Origin of the sequence: Rhodococcus sp. NPDC057135, assembly GCF_042670865.1 — a bacterium.
Taxonomy (GTDB): Bacteria; Actinomycetota; Actinomycetes; order Mycobacteriales; family Mycobacteriaceae; genus Rhodococcus_F.
The window spans coordinates 237,147-260,292 of record NZ_JBHUUU010000004.1 but is presented as its reverse complement, the minus strand read 5'-3'; the positions used below and the strand labels follow the sequence as shown (position 1 = coordinate 260,292).

Annotated in this window: 22 protein-coding genes; 11 read left to right on the top strand and 11 right to left on the bottom strand. The window is 60.9% G+C overall.

What is annotated here, in order from left to right; all coding sequences use genetic code 11:
- The first annotated feature begins 9 nt into the window (after positions 1-9).
- Positions 10-456, top strand: a complete 447-nt coding sequence (locus ACFT1A_RS09350) for a MarR family winged helix-turn-helix transcriptional regulator (RefSeq protein ID WP_378446732.1) — start codon at positions 10-12, stop codon at positions 454-456.
- A gap of 6 nt (positions 457-462) precedes the next feature.
- On the opposite strand, the gene ACFT1A_RS09345 is transcribed toward ACFT1A_RS09350, so the two are convergent.
- Positions 463-1,116: a TetR/AcrR family transcriptional regulator gene (locus ACFT1A_RS09345; protein WP_378446731.1), complete on the bottom strand. Its 654-nt coding sequence runs from the start codon at positions 1,114-1,116 to the stop codon at positions 463-465.
- 96 nt (positions 1,117-1,212) lie between these two features.
- On the opposite strand from ACFT1A_RS09345, the gene ACFT1A_RS09340 reads away from it, so the two are divergent.
- The 4 genes from ACFT1A_RS09340 (at position 1,213) to bla (ending at position 5,322) form a co-directional block, all read left to right on the top strand.
- Entirely contained in the window at positions 1,213-1,674 is a 462-nt protein-coding gene (locus tag ACFT1A_RS09340; protein WP_054781524.1) for a MaoC family dehydratase, read from the top strand.
- Positions 1,675-1,702: 28 nt separating this feature from the next.
- Positions 1,703-2,875 carry an acyl-CoA dehydrogenase family protein gene (locus tag ACFT1A_RS09335; protein WP_050656415.1) on the top strand — a complete coding sequence of 391 codons (1,173 nt, stop codon included), beginning with the start codon at positions 1,703-1,705 and terminating at the stop codon, positions 2,873-2,875.
- A 9-nt stretch (positions 2,876-2,884) separates the two neighbouring features.
- Positions 2,885-4,000 (top strand): acyl-CoA dehydrogenase family protein, encoded by a 1,116-nt coding sequence (locus tag ACFT1A_RS09330; protein WP_378446730.1) that lies wholly within the window; start codon positions 2,885-2,887, stop codon positions 3,998-4,000.
- Between the two features lie 416 nt (positions 4,001-4,416).
- Positions 4,417-5,322: a class A beta-lactamase gene (bla, locus tag ACFT1A_RS09325; protein ID WP_378446729.1), complete on the top strand. Its 906-nt coding sequence runs from the start codon at positions 4,417-4,419 to the stop codon at positions 5,320-5,322.
- A 92-nt stretch (positions 5,323-5,414) separates the two neighbouring features.
- Here bla and dacB read toward each other — a convergent pair whose 3' ends face one another.
- The 7 genes from dacB to ACFT1A_RS09290 are packed head-to-tail and all read right to left on the bottom strand — an operon-like array spanning position 5,415 to position 13,954.
- Positions 5,415-6,803 (bottom strand): D-alanyl-D-alanine carboxypeptidase/D-alanyl-D-alanine-endopeptidase, encoded by a 1,389-nt coding sequence (dacB, locus tag ACFT1A_RS09320; protein WP_378446728.1) that lies wholly within the window; start codon positions 6,801-6,803, stop codon positions 5,415-5,417.
- Positions 6,776-7,768 (bottom strand): phosphatase PAP2 family protein, encoded by a 993-nt coding sequence (locus ACFT1A_RS09315; protein WP_378446727.1) that lies wholly within the window; start codon positions 7,766-7,768, stop codon positions 6,776-6,778. Before ACFT1A_RS09315 ends, dacB begins: the two co-directional genes overlap by 28 nt.
- Positions 7,765-9,687, bottom strand: a complete 1,923-nt coding sequence (locus ACFT1A_RS09310; protein WP_378446726.1) for a glycoside hydrolase — start codon at positions 9,685-9,687, stop codon at positions 7,765-7,767. Before ACFT1A_RS09310 ends, ACFT1A_RS09315 begins: the two co-directional genes overlap by 4 nt.
- 45 nt (positions 9,688-9,732) lie before the next feature.
- A complete protein-coding gene (locus ACFT1A_RS09305) occupies positions 9,733-11,073 on the bottom strand; it encodes an ATP-binding protein (protein ID WP_378446725.1) in 1,341 nt (446 codons plus the stop codon).
- Positions 11,070-11,735 (bottom strand): response regulator transcription factor, encoded by a 666-nt coding sequence (locus ACFT1A_RS09300; protein ID WP_133727074.1) that lies wholly within the window; start codon positions 11,733-11,735, stop codon positions 11,070-11,072. Before ACFT1A_RS09300 ends, ACFT1A_RS09305 begins: the two co-directional genes overlap by 4 nt.
- Before the next feature lie 57 nt (positions 11,736-11,792).
- Entirely contained in the window at positions 11,793-12,794 is a 1,002-nt protein-coding gene (locus ACFT1A_RS09295; RefSeq protein WP_378446724.1) for a GDP-mannose 4,6-dehydratase, read from the bottom strand.
- Positions 12,791-13,954, bottom strand: coding sequence for a glycosyltransferase (locus ACFT1A_RS09290; RefSeq protein WP_378446723.1), 1,164 nt, complete (start codon positions 13,952-13,954; stop codon positions 12,791-12,793). The genes ACFT1A_RS09295 and ACFT1A_RS09290 overlap by 4 nt, the downstream gene beginning before the upstream one ends.
- A 277-nt stretch (positions 13,955-14,231) precedes the next feature.
- Between ACFT1A_RS09290 and htpG the strand changes: the two genes are divergently transcribed.
- The 4 genes from htpG to ACFT1A_RS09270 all read left to right on the top strand — a co-directional run bounded on the left by htpG (position 14,232) and on the right by ACFT1A_RS09270 (position 19,442).
- The gene (gene htpG, locus ACFT1A_RS09285) at positions 14,232-16,160 is read left to right on the top strand and encodes a molecular chaperone HtpG (RefSeq protein WP_378446722.1); all 1,929 of its coding nucleotides are present in this window, start codon (positions 14,232-14,234) and stop codon (positions 16,158-16,160) included.
- A 155-nt stretch (positions 16,161-16,315) separates the two neighbouring features.
- Entirely contained in the window at positions 16,316-16,855 is a 540-nt protein-coding gene (locus ACFT1A_RS09280; RefSeq protein WP_378446721.1) for a DinB family protein, read from the top strand.
- Between the two features lie 92 nt (positions 16,856-16,947).
- Positions 16,948-18,528, top strand: coding sequence for an FAD-binding oxidoreductase (locus ACFT1A_RS09275; protein ID WP_378446964.1), 1,581 nt, complete (start codon positions 16,948-16,950; stop codon positions 18,526-18,528).
- A complete protein-coding gene (locus ACFT1A_RS09270; RefSeq protein WP_192712221.1) occupies positions 18,525-19,442 on the top strand; it encodes a diacylglycerol kinase in 918 nt (305 codons plus the stop codon). The genes ACFT1A_RS09275 and ACFT1A_RS09270 overlap by 4 nt, the downstream gene beginning before the upstream one ends.
- 169 nt (positions 19,443-19,611) lie before the next feature.
- On the opposite strand, the gene ACFT1A_RS09265 is transcribed toward ACFT1A_RS09270, so the two are convergent.
- The 3 genes from ACFT1A_RS09265 to ACFT1A_RS09255 form a co-directional block, all read right to left on the bottom strand.
- Complete coding sequence (locus ACFT1A_RS09265) at positions 19,612-19,743, bottom strand: hypothetical protein (protein ID WP_256063007.1); 132 nt, start codon at positions 19,741-19,743, stop codon at positions 19,612-19,614.
- Between the two features lie 261 nt (positions 19,744-20,004).
- Positions 20,005-20,127, bottom strand: coding sequence for a hypothetical protein (locus ACFT1A_RS09260; protein WP_256063008.1), 123 nt, complete (start codon positions 20,125-20,127; stop codon positions 20,005-20,007).
- 11 nt (positions 20,128-20,138) lie between these two features.
- Positions 20,139-20,663, bottom strand: a complete 525-nt coding sequence (locus ACFT1A_RS09255) for a hypothetical protein (RefSeq protein WP_133727071.1) — start codon at positions 20,661-20,663, stop codon at positions 20,139-20,141.
- Between the two features lie 917 nt (positions 20,664-21,580).
- Between ACFT1A_RS09255 and ACFT1A_RS09250 the strand changes: the two genes are divergently transcribed.
- Positions 21,581-22,408 carry a potassium channel family protein gene (locus tag ACFT1A_RS09250; protein WP_378446720.1) on the top strand — a complete coding sequence of 276 codons (828 nt, stop codon included), beginning with the start codon at positions 21,581-21,583 and terminating at the stop codon, positions 22,406-22,408.
- 47 nt (positions 22,409-22,455) lie between these two features.
- Entirely contained in the window at positions 22,456-23,142 is a 687-nt protein-coding gene (locus ACFT1A_RS09245; protein WP_378446719.1) for a TetR/AcrR family transcriptional regulator, read from the top strand.
- Positions 23,143-23,146: the final 4 nt, after the last annotated feature.

Genomic DNA, 23,146 nt, shown 5'->3' with positions numbered 1-23,146 from the left:
ACTGGCGCTGTGGCGAAGAAACTGGAAACCGACTTCGAGGACGCGGACGAGAGTCCCGGCCTGATGTTGTGGCGTGTCACCAACGCTTGGCAGGCTTCGATTCGCGCTGCGCTGCGACCTTTCGACCTGACCCACGTGCAGTTCGTTCTGCTGGCAGCACTGACCTGGCTGGATGCAGAGACGCCGATAACTCAACGCGGTCTTGCCGAGTACGCGCGCACCGACCCGATGATGACGTCACAGGTGATTCGGACCCTCGAATCCAAGGGGTTTGTCGAACGACGCCCACATCCGACCGATGCTCGTGCTCGCTCGCTCGCCGTCACGCCGGTGGGTGCGGCCTTGGCCGGCAGGGCGAACCGCGCGGTGGAATCTTCGGACCGGGAATTCTTCGCCGCTCTGGGGGATCGTCAGGCGGCCTTCGTCGCGATGCTCGGCGCGCTTGATCGACGGTAACAACCCTCAGTTTCGAGGAGGTTGCTCTGTAGTTCTCTGCAGCAGTGCGTATTTGGCTTCCAGTCCGTCCAGCAGGGATTCCAGTGCGAGTTCGAAGCTGGCGCCGTCGATCTCGGTGGCACGCTCACGCAACAGGTGTGCTCGCGTGAGGTGCGGGTAACGCTCGGCGTAGATAGCGGGATCGTCCACGAATCCGCCGGAGAACGTTGCCGTCGCAGCACCCATGACCACGTACTTGACGGAAGCGCCGATCAGCGTTGCCGTGCGCTGCGGCCATCCGGCGCGCACCAGGCCGCCGTGGATGGCGTTCGCGCGATCGAGGGCGATGGGCCTGACGCTCGGACCGTAGGCCAGATAGGGAACGATGTTGGGATGCTTGCCCAGGGCAGCGTGGTAGGACCGCGCCCACGTACGCAGCGCGCCGCGCCAATCGTCGGAGTCGAAGCCGCTCACGTCGACGGACTCCATGATGACGTTCGCGACGTCGTCGAGTAACTCGTCCTTGTTGGCGTAATGGCTGTACAGCGACGGCGCCTGTACGCCGAGAACAGTGGCGAGTTTGCGCATCGAGAAGTCGGTCAAACCGTGCTCGTCCACCAGTTTCAGGGCGGTGTCCCTGATGATCGGCTTACTCAGTAGTGGAACCCGCGGTCGCGCCATCGCACAGAACCCTTTCGTCTGAAAGTACTGGACAACCTTACACCGTGAGTTTATTATCGAATTAACCTAACAGTGTTCGGGAACGTGGAGGATCAGATGACACGGGTGTTCGAGAACAAGTCCGATCTCCTGGGGGCAGTCGGTGAAACGCTGGGTTCGAGCGAGTGGGTCGAGGTCACCCGCGAGATGGTCCATCAATTCGCCGACGCGACCGGTGACCATCAGTGGATTCATGTCGACGACGAAAGAGCCAGGCGCGAATCACCTTTCGGTGGACCGATTGCGCACGGGTATCTGACGCTCTCACTCCTGCCGCTTCTGTCGAAGTCCGTGTATCGCATCGACGGCGCGAAAATGGTCATCAACTACGGGTCCGACAAGGTTCGATTCCCGAGTCCGGTGCCCGTCGGGGCCAAGGTTCGAAATACCGCAGTGCTCTCCGCAATCGAAGAATTGCCGAACGGTTCACTACAGAGTCAGATCACCAACACCGTCGAGATCGAAGGCGTGGACAAACCTGCCGTCGTTGCGCAGACCGTCGCGCGAATCTTGTTCTGAAATCCTGCAAGAAGAAAGCAGACTCCACATGAATCTCGAACTGACCACTGAGGAAGTTGCGTTCCGCGAGGAGATGCGAAAGTTCTTCACCACCGAATTCTCGCCCGAACTTCGAGCACGTGCAGCCGGATTCGGAAAGCTGACTCGTGAGGACATCGTTGCGGGCCAACAGATTCTGAACGCACACGGGTTGGCGGTTCCACACTGGCCGGTCGAATGGGGTGGCAAGGACTGGACTCCGGTTCAGCGCCACATCTATTCCGAGGAAATGCAGTTGGCGTCGGTACCCAACCCGTTGCCGTTCAACGTGAGCATGGTTGGGCCCGTTATCGCTGCCTTCGGTTCGCAGGAGCAGAAGGAGAAATTTCTCCCCGCTACGGCCAACGCCGATATCTGGTGGTGCCAGGGTTTTTCGGAACCCGAAGCCGGTTCGGATCTCGCTTCACTCAAGACGGCCGCTGTTCGTGACGGCGCAGACTACATCGTCAACGGTCAGAAGACGTGGACTACTCTCGCGCAGCACGCCGAGTGGATCTTCTGTCTGGTTCGTACAGATGCCAGTGCTCAGAAGCGGCAGGCCGGAATTTCGTTCTTGCTCATCGATCTGGCAACTCCCGGCATCACGGTTCGCCCCATCAAACTGATCGACGGCAGCGTCGAGGTCAACGAGGTGTTCTTCGACAATGTCCGCGTACCTGCGGAGAATCTTGTCGGCGAAGAGAACAAAGGCTGGGACTACGCCAAGTTCCTGCTCGGCAACGAACGCACGGGCGTCACGCGGGTCGGGTTCTCCAAAACTCTTGTCGCCACGGCAAAAGAGAAGGCGCGGGAGGTTCGTGTCGGAACCGGCACCCTCCTCGATGATCCGTTGTTCGCGGCTCGGTTGGCTGAGCTGGAAAACGATTTGCTTGCGCTGGATCTGACTCAACTGCGAGTTGTGGCGAGTTCGGCAGACGGCAAGCCGAACCCGGCGTCCTCGCTGCTCAAGCTCCGCGGCTCCGAATTGCAGCAGGCAGCAACGGAATTGCTGATGGATGTTGCGGGTCCGGACTCGTTGCCGGTGAATACGGTCGAGATCGACTCGCCGGAGTGGGCGCAGCAAGCGGCGCCGCGCTACCTGAACTACCGGAAGGTTTCCATCTACAGCGGATCAAGTGAGGTGCAGCGCTCCATCATTGCCTCCTCGATTCTCGGATTGTGAGCATCTGACATGAATTTCGAACTCGACGACGAGCAGACGATGCTTCGCGACACGACGCGTGAATTGCTCAACCGCAGCTACGACGCGGAGAAGCGCAACGCCACCTCGGCTACTGACGAGGGATGGAATGCCGCGGTGTGGAAGCAGTTCGCGGAGCTAGGGCTGCTCGGCCTGCCGTTCGCGGAGTCTGACGGCGGAATGGGCGCTGGACCGGTCGAGACCATGGTCGTGATGACCGAACTGGGCCGAGCGCTTGCACCCGAGCCGTACTTGGGTGGTGTTCTGATCCCCGGCGGTTTGATCGCGGCTGTCGGTTCGGCAGATCAGCGGGCGCGGCTCCTGCCGGCGCTCAGCGACGGGACCACTCTGTCGGCCTTCGCGCATACGGAACCCGGCACGCGTTGGCCGGTCGCCACCGTCACGACCACGGCGTCGCAGTCGGGATCGGGGTGGACTATCACCGGCGTCAAGAACCCGGTCCTGCAGGGCGACAGCGCGCACGTCGTGATCGTCAGCGCCGCACTTCCAGGCGGGGGTACCGGGCTTTTTCTGGTAGATGCGGACGGCGCGGGTGTCTCACGGAGCACATACGCAACTCACGACGGCCGTCGCGGTGCGCAGTTCACGTTCACCGATGCCGCGGCCGAACAACTTGGTGAGGGCGGCGATGTCACGGAGGCGATCGTCGAAGCAGAGGTTCGGGCGCAGGCAGCTCTGTGCGCCGAGGCGATCGGGATCATGACCGAAGCGCTGCGACTGACGACGGATTACCTGAAGCAGCGCAAGCAGTTCGGCGTTCCGCTCGCGAAGTTCCAGACTTTGACGCATCGGGCTGCCGACATGTACGTGGCGCTCGAACTGGCGAGCAGCATGAGTCTGTACGCCACCATGTCCATCGCCGACGGCGTGATCGATCCGACCATCGCGTCGCGCGCGAAGCTGACTGTCGGTCGCGCCGCGCATCAGATCGGACAGGAAGCGATTCAGATGCACGGTGGTATCGGAATGACAGCCGAGTATCCGGTCGGGCACTACGTCTCGCGGCTGGTGGCCATCGAACACACTTTGGGCGGCTCGGACGATCACCTTCGGGTGCTGGCCGGCGGCGTCTCGAAGTGTCGATGAGCAGGCCTACCGTCTGGGACAGAAAGGCCGGTCAGCGGATTCTACGAATGCAACTGTGGTGACAGACACCGAGTCAGCACCGATGTCGCCGGACGCGTACTGCCGCCGTTGCCTTAAGGGTTCTCGAGTGGAGTAGGGATCCTGAAAGAAACCCGAGTAGTGGGTTTGGCCGGAGGTGGCCCGTATGGGTGCCGAGGAGGCTTCGGATGGTGGTGGACTTTTCTGGCGCCGTTTGGGCCGAGGAAATCGTGCACCTCGTCCGCGGACCTAGTAACGTCGGGGCCGGGGAGTGGCCATCGCGCTGAGCTCAGACACAGCGAACGTGCGTCGGCGAGCGTTCTTCGTCTCACGTATGTTGTTGTGTGGAATGGATTTTGGGTTTCCACCAGTTTGTTTGTGAAGGGTTGTCGGCAGTGATGGTTGAGGGTGGGGCAGTCACGCGACGTGCGTTTTTGGTTGCGGCGGTGTTGATTCCGGTCGTGGGATGTTCGGCGAAGAGTAATCAGATTGCAGATGCCGGGCCGTCGAAAGTTGGCGGGGGAGATCCGAGTGATCTTCTGGTCGAACTCGAAGGCCGATACGATGCGAGGCTGGGTGTGTATGCGAGTAGTTCGAACACCGGGAGGGTGGTGGAGTATCGCGCCGACGAGCGGTTCGCGTTCTGCTCTACATTCAAAACCCTCGCTGTCGCAGCTGTATTGGGTAAGTATCCATTGAGTTATCTCGATACAGTAGTCCACTACACTGCCGCTGATCTGCAGTCGTACGCCCCGATCGCGGAGCAAAAGCTCGATACCGGGATGACGGTTGGTGAATTATGCTCCGCAGCAGTGCAATACAGTGACAATACCGCCGCCAACCTCCTGCTGCAGATGCTTGGCGGACCTTCCACCGTCAATGCGTATCTACGCAGTATCGGTGATGATGTGACTCGGCTGGATCGGATCGAACCCGAGCTCAATACCGCCATTCCAGGCGATGATCGTGACACGACGTCGCCGCGGGCGATTGGTACGGACTATGAGCGTCTTCTCCTCGGCGATGCGCTGACGCCGGACAAGCGTGAGGTGCTAGCGGATTGGCTTCGAGGCAATACCACTGGTGCGGAGCAGATACGGGCCGGTGTTCCACAAGGGTGGACGGTCGCCGACAAGACTGGCAGCGGCGACTACGGAACCAGCAACGATGTCGGTGTCGCGTGGACGGATACTTCGGATGCGGTGACGATTTCTATCCTGACGACACGGTCGGATAGAGACGACGCCGCGGACAAAGCGATCATCGCCGACGCCACACGTCTCGTCGTCTCAGCGCTCACCTGACGTCGTAGATCAACAACGTCGTCGCCACGATGTGAGCTGAGTGGGCATGCGTCTTGCCGCACGTTGTATGAACGATCCCGAGGTCTCGGGGTTTATCGGCACCCGCAACCGCGTAGCGCCGTTGCTACGGCGTCGAGGGCGGGTCTTGCTGCCTCGGGTGCGGTGCCGTTGGACATGAGCGTGAATGTCAGGACTCGCCGGTCGTTGTCGACGACGATACCTGCCAGTGAACTGACACCGGAGAGGGAGCCAGTTTTCGCGCGCACCCACCCGGCCGCCGGGGAGGGCGGGTTGAATCGATCCATCAAGGTGCCTGTCGCTCCGGCGACGGGGAGTGTGTCGAGCAGTGGGCGAAGTTCCGGGGTGTCGGGCCCTGCTGCCGCGGTGAGCACCTGATCGATGAGGTGTGCCGAGATGCGGTCGTCGGTCGATAATCCGCTTGCATCTCGCAATTGTGCTCCGGTGGTGTCGAATCCGCTCGCTTGCAGTGTGTGAGTGATGGCGTCGACTGCTCCGTCGAAAGTTGCGGGTAACCCTCGGGCGAGTGCAATTTCGAACCCCACGGTCTCGGCGAGTACGTCGTCGGAGTGCACCATCAGGTCGCGCAAGCGTGTGCTCAGCGGAGCAGATTGAACCGAGGCCACTACGGGAGTTGCTGGTGTGGCAGTCGAAGGTGTGATGCCTTCGGTGACCGATGCCGGGTCCAGTCCGAGTTGTTCGGCGAGGGCTCGGCCGGTGTCCAGTGCGGGGGTGTGGGTGCGCGGGGAGTAGTCCGCCAAGGGGTCTGTGCGGCCGCCGTCGAGCATGACCGATTCGATGGGGGCGATACTGCCGCCGGCGATGTCGGCGGTGTCCCATCCGGGGGCGATTGTCGGGCCCGGAAATATTGTGTTGTCCACCATGAGGCTGCTGACGTGTATACCGGAACGGTGGATCTGGCTGATCAGGTCGTCGAGATGCGGTGCGTCGGTGTAATAGCCTTGCGTGCCGGTAGGTTTCGCGGTCAGTGTCGGGTCGCCGCCGCCGACGAGCACCAGTTGGCCGGGGGTGGCGCCTTGGACGACCGTTGTTGTGGTTCGGTGATCGGCCGGCAGTGTCAGTAGTGCGGCGGCGGTCGTGAGAACTTTGACTATGGAACCAGGCACTTGCGGGGTGTCGGTCTGTTGTTGCCACAGAGTTGCGCCGGTCTGGGCGTCGGTGACGTGACCTGTCAAACTTCCGAGGTCGGGGTTGTCGAGTGCGGGTTGGAGCACTGCCGCGAGTATTTCAGGGCTGGGTGAGGGGGCATCCACTGGCACTGGCGTGATTTTCGGGTGCGGGGTAATCAGTTGTGGGGCCGTCACGGTCGGGGGAGGGGCGGACGTGGGGTCGTGTTGACTGCACCCGGCAGTGAAGACTGCCGCCATTGTCGTTGCTGCTGCGCATACGAGAAGGGATCCAGACCGTCTGTTCGTCATTGTTCTGTGTCGTTTCTTCGACATTCGATGTGAACCTCGTTGCCGCACTTCTTACGGTTCGGCGATCTGATTGTGGTGATCTTTGATCCGACGTGTGTTGTCGCCCTGGCTGACAACTCTAAGCAATGGGCGTGGAAGACTCGAAATCGGCTTGTCCGGTGCTCTCTGTCACGCGAGCAGTTCGGAGTTTGTGATATCGCACCGACGAAGACAGTCATTGGAACCGCCACCGTTGTCGCGAGTACACCGGTGAGCACACCGTATGGTCGTGAATCGAGGGCCAGAACGATCACCGTCGTCGCTACCGGCCCGCCCACCAGCGTGGACACCAACGTGACCCCCCGTATTCGGCGACCACCCGTTACGAAGACGGCTGCGAAGAGGCTGACGATTGCGGCTGCGAGCAATACGGATCCCGCAACATCGCTGAGGCGGTGCCATCCCTCGCCCATGATGTCGCGGCTGACCAGCGCCACCCACGCCGCGCAGGGCACGACTCCGACCAGACGCATCCACGACGGTGCGACCAGGAGCAGGCTGAGGGCAATACCCATTGCACCGGCGACATGACCGCTCGGAAACGTGTTCGCCGTCGGCCAGGGGACATCCTGATCGAGTTGAGGCCGCTCGAGAACTTCGAGGCGAAGCGTTCTCGCCGCCACTATGCACATGACGGGAACTGCAAGCGTCGCCGCAGTAAAGAGCGGCTGACGAACCACATTTCCTGTCAACAGGATCGCGGCTGCGACAGAGATCCACATGAGCGGATTGGTCATGATGTCCAGCCGCAGGACGTCGGGCACCGGTATGCCGTCCTGCGCCGACTTCGCAGCCTGAAATACTTGCCGGTCGAGTCGTTGACCGCCGGCGGTACCAACAATCAGAAGGAATACGGCCGCCGCACCCGCGGCGAATGACATGCCGACGACAATCACTGTCCACCGTGGTCTGTTGCGTACGGCGGGCGTCATCGGGGAGGATTCGGTCACGGGCACAGCGTCGTGCTCGCGGCGTCGATGGATGCACTGACGCAGCCCGGGCCGATATCGCCGACGTCGGGGTCATGGAAAGTGCTGTCGTCAAAGTTGGCTGTCACCAACAGCTTTCCTTCGCCGAAGACGGTTTGCTGCACCATTCTGTCATCCGACAACCATTGAAAGTCCGTCATGGGCTCAGTTCCAGCCGCTTCTTGCAGGGTGGCGAAGAACTTCTGCATGGTCGCCATCCTCGGACCTTCCTCCGCGATGGTTTGCGCGTTCAGGGTGTAGTTCAGTGGCGTGTTGTACAGCATTGCCAACAACGCGCGATCGGTTTGCTCGGCCGGCAGCTTGTTGAAGGACAACTCCCATCGATCCGTGCTGACTACCGAATCGTGCAGCACCGTCTCGTACAGCGGCACACGGTATTTCGGATCGAACATGCCGGTTTTCAGTTCTGCTGAAAGCGCGACGGGCTTGAAGAAGAAAGCCGGACCGTTCTTCCCCCAGTACGCACCCCAGTTCGCCTTGTCTCGTTCCGCTTTCCAGAGGCCGTTCATCACCGGCGTGCTCGATCCGTGACTGAAGGACACAACGCTGTTGGCCCACGACCCGGCTGTCTCGGATCCCAGCACCAGATCCTTGCCGATCACCTTCATGCGGTCGATGCGGTTCTGCCGGTCCTTGGACTGGGTCATCCGGTGGTCCGGGTTGTAGTCGTCGAATACCTCGCCTGTCGCATCGACGTCCAGGAAGTAGCTGTTCACGCCGTTACCCACCTTTGCGGCGACGCGAGAGGCAACAAGCTCCGGGTCGGCAGCCAATGCCTCGGAGCTCAGGTAACAGCCACGGCCGCTGAATCCGCCTTCAAGGTCACCACTTTTGCCGACGACGCAGGCGTCGGGCCAAATCCCGTCGGGCCACGAAGACGAGGGATTGTCGACCTCGCCGGACGGGTCCTGCGCGTTGGCGAAGGTGTCGTACGGCCCGACGAGAAAGCCGTAGTTCGTGGCAGTTTCGACGGCCTCGCGGGTCATCGGCTGATCGTCGGAGTCGTAGCCGAGCCACATCTTGGTGATGCCGAGGTCATGGAGTTGGCGTATCGCTTCGGGAGTACGCGCATCTCCCCACAGATAGGCGTGAAAGGCACCGATCAGCTTGGCAGTGTCCGGGTTCTCCGCGATCTTCTGCTGCAGTGTGCGCAGTCCGCCCTGTTCCCCGAGCAGACTGCGGTAATCCAGTGCAGGGGCAATCGGGGACCCGTCGGTGACTGACAGGGCAACCGTGTAGGTGCCGGTGCCCTTTTCCTGGCTGAACTCGTGTGTTGCAGTGCTGCGCAGGCGGCCTTCAACCGAGGCGAAGTTCAGGGAGGTACCCAAGTCGGTCGGCACCAGATAGCTCGCCCCTACAGCGCCCGCGCTGAACCCCCAGAACGGCATCGTCAGGTCCTGCAATCGTTGCCCCTCGTCCCCGACCAATCCGATATCGGGGTTGTTCCAGAATGCGTCGTCGACCGGGATACTCAGCCCTTCGCCTTGGGGCAGTTGCAGATCTCGTGCACCGGCCCCGGTGACCGGCCACGACACGAGTTGATCTCGCGAACTGGTCAGGTCGATCACCAGGCGGCCGGCCTGAGCAACCGCCGTCACGTCGAGGCCGCGGTCGGGGTATGACCAACGGGCACTGTCGTTCTCGACTGACACCTGGCCGGGAACTCCGAGGCCTGTCGCAGCGGCGGCTGACAGTTCGACGTCGCTGTCCACGCGTAGGTCGTTCACATCGATCCTGGCCTCGCCGCCCTCGATCTGCACCGTGATGGTGCTTCCATCCACCCGCACCGCGGGGTCCGCCGCACTCGCGGTACACCCCGTGGAGGCAAGCGCGACCAACACGGTGCCCACAGCGATAGAAGTCAATGCCTGTGTTCTCATAGTTCGAAAAGTAAGCGCCGAACATTAGAACAAGATCAGAGTGACTTACTCCCGGGCCGGCAGGCGCACGGTGAACACCGCTCCACCGTCGGGGTTGTTGCCCACGCTGATCGAGGCGCCGTGGGCATGCGCGATCTGTTGGGCCATAGCCAGTCCCAGTCCGGAGCCGGAGGTGCCCCGACTACGGGGTGACCGATAGAAGCGTTCGAAGATCCGAGGCAAATCCGCTTCGTCTATGCCGGGTCCGTTGTCCGAAACGGTGAGAACACCGCCTGTCAGGCTCACGTTCACCGTCCCACCCGGCGGAGTGAATTTTGCCGCGTTGTCAACCAGATTCGACACCATCTTCGCGAGCCGCACATCGTTACCGCCTACCGTGTACGGATTCGTCGTGCAGTGGAAATCAATCTTCGGCCAATGAGCACGTGCCGCCTCGACTACCTGCTCGACGACGCGCTCGAACGCGACATCCTCCCTCTCGATATCCGGCTCGGTACCCCGTGCGATATCTACGATGTCGTCGATCAACCTTCGCATATCTGCAGTACTGCGAGCGAGCGCAGCCCGTACCCTCTTCTGCTGTTGGTCTGTCAGCGTGTCGCTTCGGGCCAGAAGTTCCGCGTTCGCGATGATCCCCGTCAGTGGCGTCCGCAGCTCGTGCGAGGCGTCGGAGACCAACCGTTTCTGCGATTGGACGGAGTCATCGAGTGCACCAAGCATGGTGTTGATCGATTCCCCGAGCCTGGCAAGCTCGTCCGATCCCTCGACTGTGATCTTTCGGCTCGGATCCCGTTCCTTTGCAACAGTTTCGGCCTCGCGGGACAGTCTGGCAACGGGACGCAGCGTGTAGCGGGCGACTGCGTAGCCGAGGATAGCGCTGATGATGATGCCGATACCGCACAACAGCGCTAACAACCATGCAATCCGATCGAGCGCCCGGTGTTGCTGATCGGCACGGACTCCGACAAGGAGCGCACCACCGTCCTCGAGCGGTGTCACATACATCCGTCCGGGTAGACCCGCGAGGTCGATGTTCGCGAGGAAAGGCCCTGACTCGCCGTCGAGGACGGCATCGAGGGCAGGGAGCTTCGGCAGGATAGTGGCGGGTTCGTCTGTGGCACTCGGTTCGCCTGTCGCATCGAGGACCTCGAAGCAAGCCGGCGAGGAAAGATAGGCGCACTCGGCGCCACTGCCCAACTCCTGGCCACCGGCGATCCGTAATTGGATCGCCGTCGCTTCCCGAATGAGACCGATGTCGAGGCTTCGGTACACCTCCCGTGACGAGATCCAGTACGCCCCCACCGCGCAAAGCAGCACTACCGCGGCCACGGCAATCGACGTGGTGATGGCCATTCTCGTTCGGATGGCCAATCGCGTACGCGTCACGGCAACTCCAGCCGGTATCCGATCCCACGAACCGTATGAATAATGCGTGACTCGCCGCCCGCCTCTAGTTTCGTGCGTAGGTAATTAATATATACGGCAATGGAATTCGACTGAGGCCCGAAATCTTGACCCCACACCCGATCGCTGATCACCTCACGGGTGAGCGTCTGGCCGGAGTTCGCGATGAGTAGTTCCAGCAGTGCAAACTCGGTTGCAGTGAAATCCATGCTCCGGCCGGATCTGACGCCGCGCCGTGTCTGCGGGTCGAGAGAAAGATCCCCGAACTGCACCTCGGGTTCCGGTGGCGCTGCCCGCCGCAGCAGGGCACGTACCCGCGCGCCGAGTTCGTCGATGTCAAAGGGCTTCGGCAGGTAGTCGTCTGCCCCCGCATCGAGCCCCGCAATCCGATCGCCTACCTCCGAGCGTGCCGTCAGAACCAGGATGGGGATTCGATTGCCCTGCTCACGCAAGATTCGACATACGGCGAGACCGTCGATTCCCGGCATCATGACGTCGAGCACCATCGCATCGAACGAATGCTCGGAGACCGCGGCCAGAGCGCTCGAACCGTCGGAAACCGCCTGCACCTCGTACCCGTCGGATTCGAGAGTTGTCACTACCGCTTCGCGGACCGACGGATCATCATCGACGACTAGGATCATCTTCTTATCGTGCCTGACGTGAGTCCGATACGGATACAACCCGTGCGACGTCTCGCATCACACACGGTAGCGGCGAGGATCGGTGATCGGATGAGCTTTGATCCACTCCGAGGTGCGCGTGAGTCCTGCTTTCAGGGAGACCTGTGGGCTCCAGTCCGTCAACTCACGCACTCGACTGTTGTCGGACACCAGGCGGTGAACCTCGCTGCCTGCTGGACGGTTACGTGAGTCTTCGGTTGTGACAGATGCGGAAGACCCCGTGATCTCGATCAGCATGTCAATCAGGTCGCGGATCGAAATCTCGTGGCCGGTACCGAGATTCAAGGTCAATCCGAGCGTTCGCTCGGATTCCGCGATCTCCATGAAGCCCCGGGCAGTATCGTCGACGTAGGTGAAGTCCCGAGTCGGGGTCAGCGCGCCGACAGCGATCTCGCCTGCACCGGAATGCAACTGGTGCAGGATCGCAGGAATCACGGCGCGTGTCGATTGCCGCGGGCCGAACGTGTTGAACGGTCGGCAGATCGAAACCGGTGTATCGAAGGAGTGAAAATAGGACAACGCGACCATGTCCGCCGCAATCTTGGATGCGGAGTAGGGAGATTGGGGTTGCAACGGGTGAGTTTCGGATATAGGTACTTCCCGAGCAGTTCCGTAGACCTCGCTGGTTGACGTATGCACCACCCTCCGCGCGCCGTGACGGCGCGCGGCATCCACAATATTTTGGGTACCAAGGACATTCGTCTCCAGATACGTTTGCGGAGCCTGGTAACTGTATGGGATTCCGATCAGTGCCGCGAGGTGGAAGATGGTGTCGATCCCCTCTGCCGCATCGAGGACTTGTCCGCTGTCACGGACATCTCCTGAGATCATCTCGATATCGGGAAGGTGATCCGAAAGAAAGCCGGCCGATGCGTAGGGCTTGTAGTGCGCGAGAACTCGTACGTGCGCGCCTTGCCTGAGTAACTGCTCAACCAGGGAGCTGCCGATGAAGCCTTCGCCGCCGGTGACCAAGACCTTTCGTCCGAACCAGAATCCATTGACTTGCACCATTTCACTCATTTGATTCCTTCACTCGTATTGACGTTTTCGGGCGTCGTGTGTTTGCGGGTGGCGAGCTCCCGTAGCCAGTTCGCTACTGTTCGTGCGGAATCGTTCAGTCCCGGAGTGAGATCGGTTGCCGCCGTCGCACGTTCAGCGGATTCTCCGAGAAGGTCGTCAATCGCGCTCGCCAGGTTTGCCGTGGTCAGATCCGCGTCTCCCAGCATTCGGGCGCCGCCGCGAGTTACGAGAGCTCGAGCATTGTGTCGCTGATGGTCACCGATCGCGTGTGGGTAAGGCACGAGGACGCTGGGCACCTCTACATGCGAAATCTCGGCGACGGTGATCGCTCCGGATCTCCCGACAAAGACGTCGGCGCCCGCATATACCAAATCCATCCGGTCCAAGTACGGCAACACCAGCACGTTGTCGAGGTCTTCGACAGCGGCGGAGGCCTCGGAGAAGTACTCGGGCCCAGCCTTCACAACCAGGCGGATGTTGTTGCGGCCGCGCCACTCGCGCGCCAGTGACAGTGCGGTATCGGTCATTCGGCGAGATCCGAGGCTGCCGCCGCAGACGATGACGAGGGCCTGTCCTGCCGCCGCATCGAAACTGGCACGTGCCTGATCACGGAGCGCATGTTTGTCGAGGCCGGCGATCTCCCTCATCAGCGGGGTTCCGACTACCCGAACCTCACTGCGCTTGAATGCCGGCGCAGCCTCGGCAAATGCTACTGCGACCCGGGAAGACAAGTTCGCGCACAGTCGGTTTGCCCGTCCTGCCACGGCATTGGATTCGTGGATCAGTGTCGGTATTCCGGCGAGGTGCGCACCCAGCACGATCGGCAGACTGGGATACCCGCCGGTACCGAACACGACGTCTATATCGAGTTCACGAATCGTTCTGGCGCACTGAATGCCGGACCGTGCGAGTCGTGTCGCTGCTCTTGCGCTACCGCGCACACCGGTAAGGCCTTCGATCTCGGCTGTGTGCAGTCGGTAGCCGGCCGCGGGCACAATTCTTTCTTCCAGTCTGCCTTTCGCGCCGAAGAAGTCGATCTCGACATTGGCATCGGGCATCTGACACAAGGCCTCGGCTACAGCGAGTCCCGGATAAATATGTCCACCGGTGCCACCCGCTCCGATGGCGACTCGCAGAGTCGATCGCGGTTCGTTTGTCATACCGGCACTGTGCGTGAGCGAGATTAGAACTCTGTTAGCGCCGACGCTCTGTGTGTCAGGGTGAGTTGAGTCCAGCGGTTCACAGTGACCCCGCCTGCAGGGAAAGATGTGAGAAACCCGGCGAACTCACCGCCGAAAGGGCCGAGATCGCCGCGACTCGAATCCAACTGGACGAACAGGTTCGGGTGACCTCCCGTTGTCCGTGCGGGCGCCGACCCCCGGTATTCGAGGTCAAGTAAAATTCCTGTGATCAGTCCGAGAAGAGAAAGGGATCGAAGTGACCGCGCATACCGAGCAGCTCGAGTTCCAAGCAGAAACACGTCAGCTGCTGGATCTGATGGTTCATTCAATCTATACGAACAAGGACAGCTTCCTTCGTGAGTTGATCTCCAACGCTTCGGACGCGCTGGACAAGCTCCGCCTCGAGTCTTACCAGGACAAAGACCTCAACGTCGACGTCTCCGATCTGCATATCGAGATCGACATCGACAAGGCAGCACGCACCCTGACCATCCGCGACAACGGCATCGGCATGTCGCGTGACGAGGTCGTCGACCTGATCGGCACGCTCGCCAAGTCCGGCACCGCCGAGGTCCGTCGCAAGCTCAAGGAAGCCAAGGATGCAGCGGCATCCGAAGAACTGATCGGTCAGTTCGGCATCGGCTTCTACTCCACGTTCATGGTCGCGGACAAGGTCACGCTGCTGACCCGCCGCGCCGGTGAAGATCACGCGACGCGCTGGGAATCGACCGGCGAAGGCACGTACACGCTCGAGCATGTGAACGAGGCACCGCAGGGTAGCTCCGTGACCCTGCACCTGATGCCCGAGGATTCCGAGAACGGCCTGCACGACTACACGTCGGAATGGAAGATCAAGGAACTGGTCAAGAAGTACTCCGACTTCATCGCTTGGCCGATCCGCATGGATGTCGCTCGTACGTCGACGCCGGCCGAGGGCGAAGAGCCCGAGGTCACCATCGAGACCGAGACGATCAACTCGATGAAGGCACTGTGGACTCGTTCCAAGGACGAGGTGTCCGAGGACGAGTACAAGGAGTTCTACAAGCACGTCAGCCACGCCTGGGACGAGCCTCTCGAGGTCATCCCGATGAAGGCCGAAGGTACTTTCGAATACCAAGCGCTGCTGTTCATTCCGTCGACGGCGCCGTTCGATCTCTTCATGCGTGAGCGCAAGGCCGGCATCCACCTCTACGTCAAGCGCGTCTTCATCATGGACGACTGCGAAGAGTTGGTGCCCGATTACCTGCGATTCGTCAAGGGTGTGGTCGACGCACAAGACCTCTCGCTCAACGTCTCTCGTGAAATTCTGCAGCAGGATCGGCAGATCGCCGCCATCCGTCGTCGTCTGACCAAGAAGGTCCTCTCGACCATCAAGGACATGAAGGCGAACGAGCCGGAGAAGTACTCGACCTTCTGGACCGAGTTCGGACGCGCGCTCAAGGAAGGCCTGATGGCCGATGCCGACAACCGCAAGACGCTGCTCGACGTCTCGTCCTTTGCCTCGACCAACAGCGAAGAGGGCGTGACCACTCTCGCCGAGTACGTGGAGCGTATGAAGGACGGTCAGGAACAGATCTACTTTATGACCGGCGAATCTCGTCACCTCATCGAAAGCTCCCCGCACATGGAGGCTTTCAAGGCAAAGGGCCTCGAGGTTCTCGTACTCACCGACCCCGTGGACGAGATGTGGGTCGACGCTGTCTCGGACTTCGACGGCAAGACCTTCCAGTCGATCGCCAAGGGCGAGGTCGACCTGGACACCGAGGACGAGAAGAAGGCGGCCGAGGCCGAGCGCGAAGAGAAGGAAAAGGAATTCGGCGCGCTGCTGACATGGCTGACCGAAACCCTGTCCGACGACATCAAGGAAACGCGTCTCTCGACGCGCCTGACCACGTCGGCTGCCTGCATCGTCGGCGACGCGTTCAGCATGTCGCCGACACTCGAGAAGATGTACAAGGCTTCGGGTCAGCCTGTTCCGCACAGCAAGCGCATCCTCGAGCTCAACCCGGCACACCCGCTGGTCTCGGGTCTGCGGGAGGCGCAGGCCGCCAACGACAATGCAGAGAACCTGACGGAAACCGCTCAGCTTCTCTACGGCATGGCGTTGCTTGCCGAGGGCGGCGAGTTGAGCGACCCGGCGCACTTCACGCGTCTGCTGGCCGATCGTTTGGCTCGCACAGTCTGATCTGGTCCTAGCTGGCTCGAACTCCCGGCATCCACCTTCATCGGTGGGTGCCGGGAGTTTTTTCTTGATCGTTTTCTATTGAGGACCGTTTCTGTCCGCAATAACTTCTAACGTAGTTCTCACAGGGCACGAACCCACTAGCGAAGGAAAACATCATGAACGCACCGACCACCACCGTCACCGGCGAGCGCGCGGATCTCCTCCAGAGCCTGCGACAGCATCGTGAATTCCTTCTCTTCACCGTCAAAGACCTCACCGACGAACAGGCTGCTTCGAGGCCGACCGTGAGCGAACTGTGCCTCGGCGGATTGGTCAAGCACGTGGGTCAGTCAGAAAAGGGTTGGGTCGACTTCATCCTGGAGGGGCCGGCCGGATTGGGCGGAGACTTCGATCCCACCCAGTGGTCGGAAGAGATGCAGCAGGAACGGGCGAACGAATTTGCCATGGTCGAGGGTGAAACCTTGGCAAGCATCGTTTCCGAATACGAGGGGATCGCGGCCAGGACCGACGACTTGGTGGCCTCGCTGGACAGCCTCGACATCTCGCATCCACTGCCGTCGGCACCGTGGTTCGAAGCGGGGGCTCGCTGGTCAGCCCGACGCGCGTTGCTGCACATCATCGCCGAGACGGCCCAGCATGCGGGCCACGCGGACATGCTTCGCGAAGCCATCGACGGTTCCAAGACGATGGGTTGATCGACAGCTCGATCAACCGGGATGTTTACACATCACACAAATATGTAACACTAGTGTCTATGAGCACCGAAAAGTCTGCCTTGCAACCGCCGATGCAGTGGGACGCCTGGGGCGATCCGGCCAAGAAGCGTGAACTGTCGGACGCAGTCACATCGTTGTTGACCGGATTTCTCGGTGTCTCCGCACCGACTCGATCGCGTCTCGCCATCGAAGACGTTCAGGTGACTCCGTCCGCTATGGCTCAGTCGCATGTCGAAGCGCTGGCAGGGCTGGTCGGGGCCGAGTACGTCAGCACCGAGGATTCCGATCGAATTCTTCGGGCCGGTGGCAAGAGCACCCCGGATCTGCTTCGCCGTCGTAGCGCCGAGCCGCAGGATGCCCCCGACGCAGTCGTCACCCCAGGGACAGACGCAGAGGTCGAGCAGCTTCTCCGGTACTGCACTGCCAACCGGATCGCAGTGGTCCCGTTCGGCGGCGGCACCAGCGTCGTCGGCGGGCTCGATCCCATCCGCGACGGGTTCGACGCAGTTCTTTCTCTCGACCTGCGTCGGTTCGATCAACTCGTCGGGTTGGACGAGGAGTCGGGCATCGCGACGTTCGGCGGGGGAACCACCGGCCCACGCGCCGAGGAGCTACTGCGTGAACACGGCTTCTCGGTCGGGCACTTCCCGCAGAGCTTCTTGTTCGCCACTCTGGGCGGATTTGCCGCTACCCGGTCTTCGGGGCAGGCGTCGGCTGGATACGGACGCTTCGAGGACATGGTCCAGGGCCTCACTGTTGTCACCCCGAGTGGTGTGGTCGAGACCGGGCGCGCGCCGGCATCCGCCGCCGGCCCCGACCTGGGTGAGCTCTTTGTCGGCTCCGAGGGCACCTTCGGCGTCATCACACACGTGCGTGTGCGGGTTCACCGCCTGCCGGAGACCACGGTGCGCGAAGGGTGGAGCTTCCCCGACTTCGCCACCGGCGCAGCTGCATTGCGTGAGCTTGTCCAGGAAGGATCGGCTCCGACCGTGCTGCGGTTGTCCGACGAGGCCGAGAGCGGCGTGAATCTGGCGACCACCGACAAGATCGGCGAGAACGCCTTCACCGGTGGTTGCCTCGGCATCACCACCTACGAGGGCACCGCTTCGCACACCGCTGAACGGATGGCGGAGGCCCGAGCAATTCTCACCGCTCACGGCGGCACGTCGCTCGGCGAGGAGCCCGGAAACAGCTGGGAACACGGGCGATTCGATGCGCCGTATCTGCGTGACGCTCTGCTCGATGTCGGCGCACTGTGTGAAACCCTCGAGACAGCAACCACTTGGGGTAACCTCGCGAACCTGCGCTCCTCGGTCACCGAGGCGCTGACCAAGGCTCTCGTCGAGCAGGGGACTCAGCCGCTCGTGATGTGCCACATTTCGCACACCTACAAAACCGGTGCTTCGCTGTACTTCACCGTAGTCAGCGCGCAGACCGAGGATCCGATCGCTCAGTGGCACAAGGCGAAAACTGCCGCTGGCGATGCGATCATCGCCGCCGGTGGCACGATCACCCATCACCACGCTGTCGGCGCCGATCACCGCCCATGGATGAAGGACGAGATCGGTGAATTGGGCGCGAATATCCTTCGCGCAGTGAAGAATGCAGTGGACCCTGCTGGCATCCTCAATCCTGGAAAGCTGATTCCGTGACCGAAACCCGCAGTCAGATCGAGAAGGTTACCGTCCTGATCAATCCGATGGCGGGACATGGTCACGCGCCCGCGGCAGGACGCAAAGGTGTCGCGCGACTGCGCGCTCGGGGAGTTGCCGTCACCGAGATCATCGGAACCGACGCCGACGACGCCAAGAAGTTGGCGCGTCGTGCGATCGAGGACGGTACCGACGCACTCGTGGTTGTCGGCGGCGACGGTGCCATCAGTATCGGACTGCAGGCTGCCGCGTTGACCGAGACGCCCATCGGGCTCATTCCGGCAGGCACCGGCAACGATCACGCCCGTGAGTTCGGTATTCCCACAGGCGATCCCGAAGCAGCAGCCGATGTCATCGCAGACGGTGTCGTGCAGCAGTCAGATCTGGCGAAGATCACGCTGGCCGACGGTTCCGTCGTCTGGTCGGGAACCATCATCGCCAGCGGCTTCGACTCGCTGGTCAGTGAGCGGGCCAATCGGATGTCCTGGCCCAAGGGACCGATGCGCTACAACCTGGCGATGCTCGCCGAGTTGGCGAAGATGAAGCCGTTGCCGTACCGGATCGAACTCGACGACGAGGTCATCACGGTGGACGCGACGCTCGTGGCTGTGGGCAACGGCCGCTCGTACGGCGGCGGCATGCTCATCACTCCAGGCGCGTCGAAGTCGGACGGGTTGTTGGATCTGACCGTCGTCGGGCACGGTTCGAGGTTGCGTCTGGTGCGCCTGTTTCCGCGGGTGTACAAGGGAACTCACGTCTCGCTCGACGCGGTGCAGACGTACCGATCCAAGAAGGTCCGGTTGGTCTCCGAAGGCATCATCGCTTACGCGGACGGCGATCGGGTGGGGCCGTTGCCCATCACGATCGAGGCAGTTCCCATGGCGCTCAACATCTTGACGCATACGCGGATCTGAGTCGGGTCCTGCCGGTCACGCGCAGGTATGGGGCACACCTCCGTCGAACCGCGAGGCCAACTGAACAGCATTAAGGCCGACCAAGGCTGGTCTGGTGCCCAACGAATTTCGTTCCGCACCAGACCAGCCCGCCAGACCACACCCATATTGAGGGTGTTAGAACATGTTTTCAGTCGGCGCTTGCCGACTCCAGACTTCCCCACCCGGCGCCTTCACTGGATGCTGTGTTGAGGCCGAACAAACCGATGGTGATGAGACCGGCGATCAGCGCCGCTACATTTGAAAAGTAGTCAGACGACATCGTATTGCACCTCAGCCTTTCTTAGGATAGCGCGGGGATCAACTCAGCGATTGGCCCCAACGAGCCCATCCATGAGTCGAATACCACCGCAAGGAGGTCGAGAACTACTGCCTGCAAAGACATTGCGCGGTTGTTCCTTTCACTGGGGGATGAACCCGAACGATAGGTTCAGAGGGGTCCGGATCAGAAGATCGAACATCATAGGGAGCATCTGCGTCACCGTCTGGCCCAACGATGACGTGGCCTCGGCAATAGATCCCATCACTGCGCTCCGCTCGAATAATTGTTGGACGACATCGCGTTCAGGCCGTCGATCGAACCGCCCAGCACGGGTGCTACCCCGGAAATGAAAGCACCCATCAGGGCGACGAATACTGCAAGCATTCAAAGGTCCTTTACGAGACGGTGAAATGGAAGTTGTATGCCGACAGCCATATCAAGTGCTTGTGAGCAAGGAAGGTCGAGGTGCCGATGTGGGTGGTGCCCGCATTGGACCAGGGGTTAGCGCTCGTGACGGTTGTCGGCGGAGTCGTAGTTGGTAGCGTGGCAGTGTTGAGCGTCAGTTCGACGTATCCACCGTTGTTGACAACGACATCGGACAAGCTCGAATTCGCATTGACACAGTACTTTCCGTTGGCGTCGGTCGCCGTGGATGTGCCGGTAAAGACCGGTACGGTCGGGGTTGCCGACGTCGGGTCATACAAGTTACCGGTGATCGTGACACCCGCGACTCCGGTGGAGCCGGAGCCTGAGGGCGGAGCCGAGTTCGAATTCCAGGTCCCTTTATAGACGTTGCCGCACAGTTGGTAGTTGGTTGTGGGTACCGAGTTTGCCGCTGCTGCGGATGCGGGCCCTGCGAATGCGAGGGTGGCGACTGAGGCCAGTGCTGCGGCCCCGAGTCCGATCTGCTTGATTTTCATACTGATTGATTCCTCACTGGTGAGATCTCGTGCGTATGTACATTTCCTCCGCCTGCGTGCGGGTCGGGTCGATGTCGTGACCTCAGTTGCACCCCTCAGCGCGTCTGAATCAGGCCATGAATTCGATAGGCCCGATTTGTGACAGGCAAGACGATAACCCGAAAAACTGAAACCTGTATCTGTTTTTTAGATTCGTCTTTTCGAGCTGGATGCTGCCGATTTGCCGCTCGACGGAAACGTGAAGGGTTGCCAAAGATAGGCCGTTTGGACGAGCTTCGAACTGGAAGCCGTACGGCAAACGTGATGAAATATCACCTATGTGAACAGGGATGTAATTCTCTGTTGGGCGCCCTTGTCGAGTTCGACGTCCAGAATCGACTGTAAGGTTTGCCTCCTGTGGAAAATTCTGTGAGCAGCATCGAATCATCGAAAATTGTTCAAGAGAACTGTTGGAAGACGCTAGAAGTATATGTAGGTATGGAGTTTCAGTATTTGGAGATTGGGCGAAAAGTCGTGGGCGGACCTGTTGGCCAGAAGACTTCTGAGAATTCCGTGTCAGCTCTGAGAACTTAAACATCAAGGTTTGCTTCGTTCCGGAAATTTCCCGCATATCACTAACACTTTTGACGGGTAATGGTATATCGATTCTTAATACTTTTGGAGAATGTGAAGAAAGTTTGGTTGCAACTTTTGGTGGGGTCAGCCCATTCCGCAGTGAATTTGCGGCAGCGATCGAGGATGCCCTGCAAGATGGGATGAAGCGCACAGCGGTTGCGCTGCCATTTATCTGGCGTGGTGCAGACGTGCCGATCGAAGAACATTCGAGGCAGTTCCCACGGCGCTCAACATCTTGACGCACACTCGGATCTGAGTCGGTTCTGCCGGGCACTAGGTAGCGGTGGTGTCAGACTTCTCGGATGAACGAATCGACGAAGTCGGCGCACCGCCGCACTGCGTGGACGTCGGAGAAATGGCAGCTAGCCACCGACATCCCGTTGACCGCTGCGGCCTGCCTGTTCTTGGTGGCGTACGCGTACCAAGTGCTGGCGCAACCGACGGGCCTCCCCCATCGTCTGACCGAATGGATCATGTGGGCTGTGTGGGTCGTTTTTGCCGTCGACTACGCAGTTCGCCTGTGGTTGGCACCTGCCCGCGGTCGCTGGTTCGTCAGGCATCTCTTGGATTTGGCGATGGTGGTGTTGCCCATGCTGCGTCCGCTGCGCCTACTTCGGTTGGTCACACTGCTTGCGATAGTCCACCGCTCGAGCGGGCAAAGCTTGCGTGGACGAGTGGTCGTGTACGCCACCTCTGCCACGGCATTGCTGATCGGTGTTGCGGCGCTGGCCATGCTCGATGCCGAGCGTCACGCCGAGGGCGCTGCCATCACGTCGTACGGAACGGCATTGTGGTGGGCGATGGAGACGGTCACGACCGTCGGTTACGGAGACATGGCGCCCGTTACCACGACCGGGCGCATGATCGCCGGAGCATTGATGATCGGCGGAATTGCGTTGCTGGGCATCGTGACTGCCACACTCGCTTCCTGGTTGGTCGAGCGCGTGGCGGAACAGGACGTGGCATCCCAGGCTGCGACGCGTAAGCAGGTGGCGGATCTGTCCGAGGAAGTCCGAGCCTTGGCTGCCCGCACTCACCGGGTTGATCTCGCGTCCGTCGACACCGATTCGCTGCGTCGTGAATTGGCGTCGAGGGGAGTCGTGGCGCAGCACGCGTCTTCGGACAACTGACATGCATCGCAGCGAACAATAGAACGATGGTCTGATAATCTTGCGTGATGGTGGCGACCCACGGATTTCAGCGCGCGCGCAGGCCTGAGCAGATCGAAGCGCGTCGGTGCGCGATTCTCGATGCGGCCCGCGCGATGCTCGGGTCCAGGCCCGTCGCCGACATCAGCCTGCGTGAGCTCAGTGAGAGCGTCGGACTGGCGAAGTCCAACGTGCTTCGCTACTTCGACAGTCGCGAAGCCATCTTTCTCGAAGTGCTCGACGAGAACTGGGTTGCGTGGTTGGACGGGTTGTCCGAGTCGTTAACTCCGGCCGGTGACGACTCGCCGTTCGCCACTGAAATCCATGTGGCATCGACGGTTGCGGAATCGCTTGTCGCACAGCGTTTACTGTGCGAGTTGATGAGCGTCATGGCAGGTGTCCTCGAAAGAAACATCTCCGTCGACTTCGCCCGTGACTTCAAGAAGCGGACAACGGTCAACTTGGGAAGGTTTGCGTCGCTGATTCATTCGCAATTGCCTCACCTCTCGGAGGGCGACGCGGCTCAATTCGCCAAGGTGACCCTGGTGATTGTTGCAGGCTTGTGGCCGACTGCCGAGCCTGCCGAATCCATGGTCGTCGTACTGAACGAGATGCAGGCGCCCCCTGCTGCCGACATGTTCGCAACCGGCCTACGTGAAGGTCTGATCAATCAGCTCGTCGGGCTGTCGGCGCGAGCGGCAACCCGAACGAGCTGAGCCC

Excerpts from the sequence above, each read along its gene's own strand:
- ACFT1A_RS09345 (WP_378446731.1), bottom strand. The coding sequence starts at position 1,116 with ATGGCGCGACCGCGGGTTCCACTACTGAGTAAGCCGATCATCAGGGAC.
- ACFT1A_RS09340 (WP_054781524.1), top strand. The coding sequence starts at position 1,213 with ATGACACGGGTGTTCGAGAACAAGTCCGATCTCCTGGGGGCAGTCGGT.
- ACFT1A_RS09335 (WP_050656415.1), top strand. The coding sequence starts at position 1,703 with ATGAATCTCGAACTGACCACTGAGGAAGTTGCGTTCCGCGAGGAGATG.
- ACFT1A_RS09330 (WP_378446730.1), top strand. The coding sequence starts at position 2,885 with ATGAATTTCGAACTCGACGACGAGCAGACGATGCTTCGCGACACGACG.
- bla (WP_378446729.1), top strand. The coding sequence starts at position 4,417 with ATGGTTGAGGGTGGGGCAGTCACGCGACGTGCGTTTTTGGTTGCGGCG.
- dacB (WP_378446728.1), bottom strand. The coding sequence starts at position 6,803 with ATGTCGAAGAAACGACACAGAACAATGACGAACAGACGGTCTGGATCC.
- ACFT1A_RS09310 (WP_378446726.1), bottom strand. The coding sequence starts at position 9,687 with ATGAGAACACAGGCATTGACTTCTATCGCTGTGGGCACCGTGTTGGTC.
- ACFT1A_RS09300 (WP_133727074.1), bottom strand. The coding sequence starts at position 11,735 with ATGATCCTAGTCGTCGATGATGATCCGTCGGTCCGCGAAGCGGTAGTG.
- ACFT1A_RS09295 (WP_378446724.1), bottom strand. The coding sequence starts at position 12,794 with ATGAGTGAAATGGTGCAAGTCAATGGATTCTGGTTCGGACGAAAGGTC.
- ACFT1A_RS09290 (WP_378446723.1), bottom strand. The coding sequence starts at position 13,954 with ATGACAAACGAACCGCGATCGACTCTGCGAGTCGCCATCGGAGCGGGT.
- ACFT1A_RS09280 (WP_378446721.1), top strand. The coding sequence starts at position 16,316 with ATGAACGCACCGACCACCACCGTCACCGGCGAGCGCGCGGATCTCCTC.
- ACFT1A_RS09275 (WP_378446964.1), top strand. The coding sequence starts at position 16,948 with ATGCAGTGGGACGCCTGGGGCGATCCGGCCAAGAAGCGTGAACTGTCG.
- ACFT1A_RS09265 (WP_256063007.1), bottom strand. The coding sequence starts at position 19,743 with ATGTCGTCTGACTACTTTTCAAATGTAGCGGCGCTGATCGCCGGTCTC.
- ACFT1A_RS09260 (WP_256063008.1), bottom strand. The coding sequence starts at position 20,127 with ATGCTTGCAGTATTCGTCGCCCTGATGGGTGCTTTCATTTCCGGGGTA.
- ACFT1A_RS09255 (WP_133727071.1), bottom strand. The coding sequence starts at position 20,663 with ATGAAAATCAAGCAGATCGGACTCGGGGCCGCAGCACTGGCCTCAGTC.
- ACFT1A_RS09250 (WP_378446720.1), top strand. The coding sequence starts at position 21,581 with ATGAACGAATCGACGAAGTCGGCGCACCGCCGCACTGCGTGGACGTCG.
- ACFT1A_RS09245 (WP_378446719.1), top strand. The coding sequence starts at position 22,456 with ATGGTGGCGACCCACGGATTTCAGCGCGCGCGCAGGCCTGAGCAGATC.